This is a genomic window from Nitrospiria bacterium (genome assembly GCA_036397255.1).
Classification (GTDB): domain Bacteria; phylum Nitrospirota; class Nitrospiria; order DASWJH01; family DASWJH01; genus DASWJH01.
This window is the reverse complement of sequence record DASWJH010000103.1, coordinates 18,067-27,067: the sequence shown is the minus strand read 5'-3', so window position 1 is coordinate 27,067 and position 9,001 is coordinate 18,067. Positions and strand designations below refer to the sequence as shown.

The 9,001-nt window shown below is 44.9% G+C and carries 10 protein-coding genes; 8 read left to right on the top strand and 2 right to left on the bottom strand.

Annotation, left to right across the window (positions count from 1 at the left end):
- The 3 genes from VGB26_13995 to fbp form a co-directional block, all read left to right on the top strand.
- Window positions 1–327: isochorismatase family cysteine hydrolase (locus VGB26_13995; protein HEX9758890.1), on the top strand; the 327-nt coding region annotated here is incomplete at its 5' end.
- Window positions 328–371: 44 nt separating this feature from the next.
- Window positions 372–1,553, top strand: a complete 1,182-nt coding sequence (locus VGB26_13990) for a nicotinate phosphoribosyltransferase (protein HEX9758889.1) — start codon at window positions 372–374, stop codon at window positions 1,551–1,553.
- 12 nt (window positions 1,554–1,565) lie between these two features.
- Window positions 1,566–2,582 (top strand): class 1 fructose-bisphosphatase, encoded by a 1,017-nt coding sequence (fbp, locus tag VGB26_13985; GenBank protein HEX9758888.1) that lies wholly within the window; start codon window positions 1,566–1,568, stop codon window positions 2,580–2,582.
- Window positions 2,583–2,593: 11 nt separating this feature from the next.
- Here fbp and VGB26_13980 read toward each other — a convergent pair whose 3' ends face one another.
- Window positions 2,594–3,007, bottom strand: a complete 414-nt coding sequence (locus tag VGB26_13980; protein HEX9758887.1) for a YkgJ family cysteine cluster protein — start codon at window positions 3,005–3,007, stop codon at window positions 2,594–2,596.
- 100 nt (window positions 3,008–3,107) lie between these two features.
- Window positions 3,108–3,788, bottom strand: coding sequence for a DUF3047 domain-containing protein (locus VGB26_13975; protein ID HEX9758886.1), 681 nt, complete (start codon window positions 3,786–3,788; stop codon window positions 3,108–3,110).
- 236 nt (window positions 3,789–4,024) lie between these two features.
- On the opposite strand from VGB26_13975, the gene VGB26_13970 reads away from it, so the two are divergent.
- From VGB26_13970 to VGB26_13950, 5 genes are all read left to right on the top strand, one after another.
- On the top strand, window positions 4,025–5,338 hold the full coding sequence (locus tag VGB26_13970; GenBank protein ID HEX9758885.1) for a carbohydrate porin: 1,314 nt from the start codon (window positions 4,025–4,027) through the stop codon (window positions 5,336–5,338).
- 12 nt (window positions 5,339–5,350) lie between these two features.
- Window positions 5,351–6,307, top strand: a complete 957-nt coding sequence (locus VGB26_13965; GenBank protein HEX9758884.1) for a metal ABC transporter substrate-binding protein — start codon at window positions 5,351–5,353, stop codon at window positions 6,305–6,307.
- Between the two features lie 343 nt (window positions 6,308–6,650).
- Window positions 6,651–7,067, top strand: coding sequence for a nickel-responsive transcriptional regulator NikR (gene nikR, locus VGB26_13960; GenBank protein HEX9758883.1), 417 nt, complete (start codon window positions 6,651–6,653; stop codon window positions 7,065–7,067).
- A gap of 6 nt (window positions 7,068–7,073) precedes the next feature.
- Window positions 7,074–7,892 (top strand): metal ABC transporter ATP-binding protein, encoded by an 819-nt coding sequence (locus tag VGB26_13955; GenBank protein HEX9758882.1) that lies wholly within the window; start codon window positions 7,074–7,076, stop codon window positions 7,890–7,892.
- A gap of 2 nt (window positions 7,893–7,894) precedes the next feature.
- Complete coding sequence (locus tag VGB26_13950; protein HEX9758881.1) at window positions 7,895–8,893, top strand: metal ABC transporter permease; 999 nt, start codon at window positions 7,895–7,897, stop codon at window positions 8,891–8,893.
- Window positions 8,894–9,001 lie beyond the last annotated feature (108 nt).

Sequence of the window (9,001 nt, the reverse complement as noted above, 5' to 3'; positions counted from 1 at the left end):
TGGCCTGCCCATGCGGTAAAGGGGACCCGGGGTGCTGAAATAGTAAAGGAATTAAAACCTCATAAAGGGGATTATATTATTCGGAAAAGCACCTATTCCGGCTTTTACAAGACCCGCCTTGATGCCCTATTGCGAAAATTGAAAATAAAAAATTTGAGATTTACAGGGTGTGTGACCAATATTTGTATCCTTTACACAGCCTCGGATGCTGTTCTAAGGGGGTATGATGTCACGGTCAAGAAAAATTGTGTGGCGGGATTATCCCCCCAAACCCATCGGTTTTCCCTCCTACAAATGAAGGATGTGCTGGGGGTCCATGTGGTGTGAGAAATATCAGTTTTGAAAGAAGGGAGTAAAAAGAGAACCTTCTCATGGAGAAGTCATTGTTTCATATAGCCAGTGAAAAAGAGATTAAAGAGGGAAAGGTGACCGATGTTTATTTCCTTCGAACCCTTGAAATCCTGAGGGCTAAGAAAGTAGACAAATGGGTTAAAGCTGAATTTATAGCCAAATCTCTCCCCGGAAATTGGGAGTGGGGCGTCCTGGCGGGAATTGAAGAGGCGGTTTCCCTTTGCAAAGGCATGAGGATACACCTTGAAACCATGAGGGAAGGGACCTTTTTCCGGCCTTACCAACCCGTCATGACCATTGAGGGGATGTATTCACAGTTTGTCCTTTATGAAACGGCTCTTTTGGGGTTAATCTGCCAGGCTTCTGGAATTTGCACTCAAGCGGCGCGATTTAGAAAATTGGTCAATCATCGCCCCATAATCAGCTTTGGCGCCAGAAGGATGCACCCGGGTCTTGCACCCATGATTGAACGTAACGCCTTTATGGGGGGATGCGATGGGGTGGCAGTGGTCCGCAGTGCAGAATTGCTTGGGCTCGAACCCTCAGGAACCATGCCTCATTCCCTGATTCTTATTTTTGGAGATACGGTGAAAGCGGTGGAGGCCTTTCATGAAGTCATTGATAAAAAAATAAAAAGAGTTGCCTTAATCGACACCTTGGCGGATGAGAAATTTGAAACCATACGGGTGGCGGAGGCTTTAGGGAAAGATTTGTTTGGGGTTCGTTTGGATACTCCAGGATCTCGACGAGGGGACTTTCCCCGAATTTTGGAAGAAGTACGGTGGGAGTTGGATCTAAGGGGGTTTAAAGATATAAAGCTTTTTGTGAGTGGGGGAATTGATGAAGCAAGCATTTCAGATCTAAACCCCTATGTGGATGCTTACGGAATTGGAACAGCAATCAGCAATGCCCCCGTGGTAGATTTTTCCATGGATATAATAGAAATTGAGGGAACACCATTTTGTAAGCGTGGGAAAATGGGAGGAGGAAAACAGGTGCTTCGCTGCAGAAAATGTCACCGCGATGAGATTAGGCCAATCCCCAAAAAAACCCAAAAGGGAAAAAAGAGCTGTTCCTGCGGGGGAGTTTTTGAAAACCTACTGGAGTCTATGATTCAGGATGGAGAAGTATTAAAATCTCTCCCCCACCCTAAGGAAATCAGGAAATATGTTCTAAAGCAACTGCCCAGTTTTCCTATTTGAAGGAGAAATTATATGAAGATCACAACCATTGAGCGGCATATTTTGGACCAGCAACGTAAGTTCCCGGAAGCATCTGGTGGATTTTCAGGTCTCTTATATGATGTTGCGCTAGCGGCAAAAATCATTTCAAAGGAGGTGAACCGGGCGGGCCTTGTAAATATTTTAGGAAGTACGGGAGATATTAATGTCCAGGGAGAGTTGGTTCAAAAGCTGGATCGGTTTGCCAATGAACTCTTTATCAACATATTAAAGCAAGGGGGAAAGGTTTGTGCCATTGCCTCTGAGGAGCATGAAAAGATTATTGAGGTTCATGATGAATATTTAATTGGGAATTATGCCATGAACCTGGATCCTTTGGATGGCTCCTCCAATATTGATGCAAACGTGAGTATCGGCACCATTTTTTCAATTCATCGGCGGATTAGCTCCGGAAAGGCAGGGGTGGAGAGGGATTGTCTTCAAAAAGGTGATAATCAGTTGGGTGCGGGGTATGTTATCTATGGTTCTTCCACTGTTTTAGTCTATTCCACCGGTCAGGGGGTTTTTGGGTTTACTTTGGACCCTACCGTTGGGGAATTTATTCTCTCCCATGACAGCATTCTGATTCCCAAGACCTGCAAGATTTATAGTGTAAATGAGGGAAATTTTGTTTATTGGGACCATGGAACACAGAGGTATATTCAATACCTGAAGGAAAAGGATCCAACGACAGGACGTCCTTTTTCCTCTCGATATGTGGGTTCCCTTGTTTCAGATTTTCATCGAAACCTTTTGTATGGGGGAATCTTTTTATATCCAGCAGATCATAAAGATCCCAAACTTCCTAAAGGGAAACTTCGGTTGCTTTTTGAAGCTGCTCCCATTGCCTTTATTGCGGAGCAGGCAGGAGGAGCCGCTTCAACCGGCCGAAAAAGAATTTTGGAAGTTGAACCCGAAGAATTACATCAACGGGTTCCGCTCATCGTTGGGAATACGGCTGAAGTTCGCCGCTATGAAGATTTTCTAAAACGGTATGGACCTACGGGTTAGGGGAAGCGTTTCTAGCTTCTTGTTTCTGCGTAATAGGAAGGACTCTCGTTTTTGATCCGAATTTGAAGGAGGGGAGATTCAAATTTCATGGGTTGAGGCTCTGGCGTTACGAAAAAATATCCGCACTGATAGTTCACATCCTTTAAATCCCGTTCATCAATCGGAAAAGCCCGGCATTGGCCTGGACGTTCGTTATATATGCCACAGCGAAAATGATCTTCATCTCCGATGAGAAACGGACACCGAAAGGGAAGCATACAGCATTTTCCACAACTGACGCATTCACCCGCCCGCTGCTTCTCTTGTTCCAGGATATAATCTTTTTGGGTGAGGCAGAGAAAAAATCGACGGATTTTATTCCCCACCCTGCTTAGAGGAGTAGCGGTGGCACTTTTCGTGATTTTATGAAGATAGCGTTTTTTCATGGAATTTAAAATTCAGGCAAAACGCTCTCTTTTTAACATAACCCCTTCTTCATTTCAAGGAAAAATTGACCCCTATTTAAAAATTTTCTCATGTCTTTCTTCAGGGTTTTTCAAATTGAATCTGATCAAAAAAACTTTCCGCAGATGTTTTGGTATCATCTGAATCAATCATCAGTGTAACCCCCCCTGCATCGGTGGGTTCTTCTCCGAATAATTTAATATAGTCATCATAAACATTTCGCCGCTCTGTTTGCCAGGTTCCTAAAAGGTCGGGCCCGCTTTGAAGAACGATATAACGGGTGTTCGAAGATTTTTGGCTTGGGACCTCCAAACCCTTAGGGGTTAAATTTTCCCAAATATACCCCACCATCCGGCTATTAATCGCCGCAGGAAATCGAGGAAAAACCACATAGACCTGGGCGGCTTGGTCATCGGTTTTTTTAGAGCGGACATCCCCTCCCTCGGGCAATTGAGTTACCTTCCAACGCCACGTCAAAATCGGATATTGTTTAAGGTCGATTGGGGCCTTTTTATATAACCCGAAGCTATTTTTTTCGCTTTTCAGGCGAAGAACATCGTTACCATCGGGGTCCCGAAGGACAAAAATGTCATAACCCCCAGTCCACCGTTTAACACTCCAGCCCAAAGGGATCCCATTTTCCTGCTGGTCCTGGGTGAAATGACCCCATACCAAAATTCCGGGGTTTTTCTGCGCATTTGAGACCGCTGGGTGGATAAAGATCAGGCCAATCGTCATAAAAAAGAAACTGAATATTCTCATTTGTACCCCTCCTTTTCACCAAATTCTCTGAATATATCAGATATTCTGGTTTTCTCCAAGGCTTAAAGCTACAATAAAATCAGTTGGTTGTATGTTAGTGGAATATGGGTAAAAAAATAAAATGGTTACCTCCTTGACATGGGGAATTTTTAATGCTATTTTTTTAATAAAAGTAACACGAAAAGATAAATAAAAAATTTTTTGTAGCACTTCTTGAAAGGAGCGTAAGGAGGGAAATGAGGAGGGAAAAAATATTTAGAGGATTTTTGGTTTTCCTTTTGTTTTTCCTTTTCTTTTATCCACAAGGGATTTTGGCCCAAGGGGAAAGCGAGGTTGAAAAGGAACTGAAGGAAATCAAGGAGAGGTTAAAAGAGTTGGAGCAGGAAAAAATTGAGGTGACTGATGAGGATGGTCATCGTCTTCATCCTGTTCGGAGTTTATATGGAGCCACGATTAGCGGGGGGCTGACGGCCATTTTGCAAGGGAGTTTGAATAATAAAGAAAGATTCGGTGGTGATCATTCGGAAGCGTCCATATCAGCCGATCTGATTCTTGAATATGGGTTTGGTGAAGAGAGTAACGTTTTATTTCGTTTGGATTGGGCCCCTGCGGATGGGTTAGGGAATCTTCCCCCCCTCTTGGTTAACCCCAATGGCAACCCTTCCGGTCCCAATGCCGATATTGAGGGCTTGACTACCCTTCATTTGGTGGAGGCCCGTTATGAGCACCGTTTACTGGATGAGGCGATTCTAATTGCTTTTGGGCAAATGGACCTAACTTCTTATTTTGATTCAAATCACTACGCTAATTCGGAGAGGGATCAGTTTTTGGCACAACAATTTGTTAACAACACCGCCATAGAATGGGGGGGAGATGAAAATTTCCTTGGCCCCGGTGTGGTTTTGGGTCTGAATTCTTCTGAAAGGGTTGGTGTTTTAGTGGGTTTTTTTGAGGGGGATGGTAATTATAAGGATTTTTTTGATAATCCCTTTCTCATCGGGCAACTGTCCATCCAGACCCAAACGGGGGGGCGGGATGGAAATGTGCGTTTATATGGGTGGGGGAGGTTAACCGATCATTGCAATAGTGCAAGCGATTTGTCGATTTTTTCGGATTGTACCTTAATCCTTCCCGCCGATCAGAATAAAAGACAGGATCAAAACACAGGGTTTGGTTTCAGCCTGGACCAACAGGTCTCTGGAGGGATTGGGGTTTGGTCCCGGTTTGGGTACCAAGACCCGGATGTTTCCCAATTTGAATTTGCCGTTAGCGGGGGAGCAGGATTTTCAGGTGAAATGATTGGGCGGCCTGATGATGAATTAGGGGTGGCTTATGGAGCCTCTTTCCCATCCGGCCCGTATGAACTGGCAACCGGGTTTAATGATGTGGAGCATTATGGGGAGCTGTATTACCGTATGGTTCCATTTGGAGATGGCCGACGTCCCGAAATTCAAATTTCTCCGGATATCCAGATAATTGCCAATCCAGGGGGAGACAGGTCAGTTGATCCGGTTTTTATTTGGGGTTTTCGGACACAAGTTAATTTTTAAAGGAGATAGAAAATGAAAATTTTTTTAACCCTTACCTTTGCAACCCTCCTTGTTTTTTCTTCAATTCAAGCATGGGGGGCGGGTCAGAGGTTAAAGGTTGTAACCACTGTCTCTCCGATTACCAATATCGTTTACAATGTGGGGGGGGAACTAATTGATTTACATGGAATCGTTCCTGAGGGAACCAACTCCCATACGTTTGAACCTGCCCCTTCCGATGTGAAGTACCTGGCGGAAGCCGACCTTCTAATCATGAATGGTCTCCATTTAGAGATTCCTACAGAAAAATTGATGAATTCTTCCAAGAAAAAGAGTGCCCAAATTCTAAAGTTGGGGGATCAGACCATTATCCGGAAGGAATGGGTGTTTGATTTCAGTTTTCCTGAAGAGGATGGTGCGCCTAACCCTCATTTGTGGCTTAATGTGGCCCATGCAATGAAATACGCTAAACTGACCCGGGATAAATTGATTGAAATGGACGTTCCTCATAGAGCCGATTACGAGGCCAATACGAGGAGGTTTCTTGCAAAGTTGGAAAGATTGGACCAAGCCATAATGGAAGCCATGAAAACGATCCCAGAAGGAAACCGGAAACTTCTAACCTATCATGATTCTTTCGCCTATTTTTGCCCCCGTTATGGGTGTACGGTGATTGGGGCCATTCAGCCTTCCAGCTTTTCTCAGCCTTCCCCCCGTGAAGTGGCCAGATTGATCGATCAAATCAGAAACGAAAAAATCCCCGCCATTTTTGGTTCAGAGGTTTTTCCAAGCAAGGTGTTGGATCAAATTGGAAAAGAGGGTGGGGTAAAGTTTATTGATACCCTTTCTGATGATGATCTTCCCGGAACCATGGATGACCCAAACCATTCCTATATTGGGATGATGCTTGGAAATATTGGAACAATGGTTAGAGCCTTGGGGGGAGACCCCTCCGCTTTGAAGGGCGTGGACGCTAAAAATGTGAATTAATCAGTCCATTGGGTGTTTGAAAGCCACGGAGGGATGTCCCTCCGTGGCTTTTTAATGAAATTCACCGCCGCTTGGGGCGGGGGATGCAGTGAATCTGTCATAGCGTGTCCTGTCACTCCGTTCAGGACAGGCCCTTCGACTAATCTCAGGAGAGTCTCCCCGAAACCATTGCCACCCCCCGCCTCCCCTCCCCCCATCAAGGGGGGAGGGATTAAGGGAGGGGGGAGCTTCATTTGTATTCCAGCAGGTTGACACGTTTAAACCGGTGTGTTACTTTATATTTTATAGGTAGCACTAACGGTGAATGAATAGTTAAAAGGTACTACTGGGAGAGGATGTTATTATGAAGAAAACCGTTCGTTTTGGCGTGTCTCTGGATCATCATCTGTTGGATGATTTTGATAAATGGATTGAGAAAAAAAACTATGTAAACCGCTCTGAAGCCATCCGGGATTTGATTCGTGATCATTTGGTGGAGCAGGAGTGGGATGAGAACAGGGAAACTGTTGGAACCGTTTCAATTGTTTATGCCCATGATGTTCGAGAATTGGTGGATACTTTAACAGACCTACAACACCAATACCATAAGCAGATTAAATCAGGCATGCATGTGCATCTGGATGAGCACAATTGTCTTGAGGTTTTGATCGTGAAAGGAAAAAGTGGTGAATTGCGAAAAATTGCAGATCGGTTGATCGGGACCCGCGGGGTGAAACACGGGAAATTAACAACTACTACCACGGGGAAGGGATTGGTTTAAAAATTTATGGAATACGTGGTTGACTTAAAAGGTGTGTCCTGTGCCTATGAACAAAAAGTGGTTTTTCGAAATCTCAACCTTCAATTGCCAGCGGGACAATTCGCTGGCGTGGTGGGACCCACCGGGTCGGGGAAAACCACTCTTTTAAAAGTCATTTTAGGGGTGGTTCAACCGGTTGAGGGATCTGTTTTAGTAGCTGGAAAAAAGGTTAATGGCAGAGGCGCCTTGCGTGTGGGCTATGTTCCTCAACTGGAGTCCGTGGATTGGAATTTTCCCGTAACCGTTGAACAGGTGGTTCTCATGGGAGCATTTAGGGAAATGAGTTATCTTCCCTGGGCAAGCCGGAAAGAGAAGGCTAAAGTTCAAGGTTTACTTGAACGTCTTGGTATAGGGGAGTGCGGCCAACGGCATATTAGAAATCTTTCCGGGGGACAACAGCAGCGTGTATTTTTAGCCCGGGCACTCATTAGCAAACCGCCACTTTTGATTTTAGATGAACCCACGGCTGGCGTGGATGTCAGTACACAACATGATGTTCTTCACCTTTTGGGGGAACTCAATAAGGACGGGGTGACGATTCTGATTACAACCCATGACCTCAATGCCGTGGCGGCTCACCTTCCTTGGGTCATTTGTTTTAACCAAGGCGTTGTGGCACAAGGAGACCCCGATCAGATATTTACCTCGGAAATTTTGAAAAAAACCTATAACGCGGAAATGGTGGTGATTAAACATGGGGGCTTTACCCTGATGGCCAATACCACACCCCTTTCCTTAAAAACCGGGAGCCATACCCACAAAACCCCCACTGTTGATTTTGATTAAAAATGGAATTTTTGCTGGAACCCTTAAAATATGAATTCTTCCGAAACGGATTAATTGCTGCCCCCATGGTGGGAGCGATCTGCGGTTTAATCGGGGTTTATATTGTACTGAGGGGAATGAGCTATATCGGCCATGGGCTTTCCCACGCCGCTTTTGGAGGCGCAGTAATCGGGTATGTGATTAACGTAAATTTTTATATTGGGGCAGGCCTTTGGGGCTTTTTGGCTGCACTCCTCATTAATCAGGTTGTAAAGCGGAATAAGATTGGAGCTGATGCAGCAATCGGAGTGGTTACCACGGCCAGCTTTGCCATTGGTGTTGCCCTTATCAGTAAGGCAGGCCGTTTTACACGTGATTTTGAAGCCGCGCTGTTTGGAAATATTCTGGGAGTGACTTCGGAGGATCTATTTGTCATCGCCGGCGTTGGTTTGATGTGTTTCCTGGTCCTGGGGGGGATGTTCAAACAACTTCTGTTTACCACCTTTGATAAAGAGTCCGCAAAGGTGTATGGCGTTCCCACTGAATGGGTGGACACCTGGTTTTCGCTTATTCTTGCAGCATCCATAATCGCTTCGATGCGGGTCATTGGAGTAACCATGATTGCCGCAGCCATTGTGATTCCCGCCATTACGGCTAGAATGTTAACGGATAGCTTTAACAAGATGGTTCTCCTTTCCACGGGGATTGGATCATTCACGGCGGTGTCCGGGATGTATCTGAGTTTTTACTTTGATGCCGCTTCCGGTGCAACCATTGTCTTATTTGCCGCGACGGTATTTTGTCTGATCCTATTTTATGATTTTTTGAGGAAATTGTCCGTTACCCGTGTCGCTTTGGAGGGGGTTCCTTTGATTGCCACCCACGAACATTCCCATATTCATGAAGGAAAGGTTCATTTTCATCCTCATACTTTAATTGAGCAGGAGGCCCACCACGATATTGAAACCTCCCCTGAGCATACCCATGAAGAAGGTCAACGACATGGGGGCCATACCCATTAAAGCTTTTATTTAGAGTCTCTTTCCCCTTTTGAATAAAACAGGTTTCCTTTAAAATTTTTTTATTTTATACTCTCTCTTTATTGGGATAAGTCCTGAATAAACAAACCA

Bases quoted from the DNA above. Each gene is read 5' to 3' on its own strand.
- VGB26_13990 (HEX9758889.1), top strand. From the start codon at position 372: ATGGAGAAGTCATTGTTTCATATAGCCAGTGAAAAAGAGATTAAAGAG.
- fbp (HEX9758888.1), top strand. From the start codon at position 1,566: ATGAAGATCACAACCATTGAGCGGCATATTTTGGACCAGCAACGTAAG.
- VGB26_13980 (HEX9758887.1), bottom strand. From the start codon at position 3,007: ATGAAAAAACGCTATCTTCATAAAATCACGAAAAGTGCCACCGCTACT.
- VGB26_13975 (HEX9758886.1), bottom strand. From the start codon at position 3,788: ATGAGAATATTCAGTTTCTTTTTTATGACGATTGGCCTGATCTTTATC.
- VGB26_13970 (HEX9758885.1), top strand. From the start codon at position 4,025: ATGAGGAGGGAAAAAATATTTAGAGGATTTTTGGTTTTCCTTTTGTTT.
- VGB26_13965 (HEX9758884.1), top strand. From the start codon at position 5,351: ATGAAAATTTTTTTAACCCTTACCTTTGCAACCCTCCTTGTTTTTTCT.
- nikR (HEX9758883.1), top strand. From the start codon at position 6,651: ATGAAGAAAACCGTTCGTTTTGGCGTGTCTCTGGATCATCATCTGTTG.
- VGB26_13955 (HEX9758882.1), top strand. From the start codon at position 7,074: ATGGAATACGTGGTTGACTTAAAAGGTGTGTCCTGTGCCTATGAACAA.
- VGB26_13950 (HEX9758881.1), top strand. From the start codon at position 7,895: ATGGAATTTTTGCTGGAACCCTTAAAATATGAATTCTTCCGAAACGGA.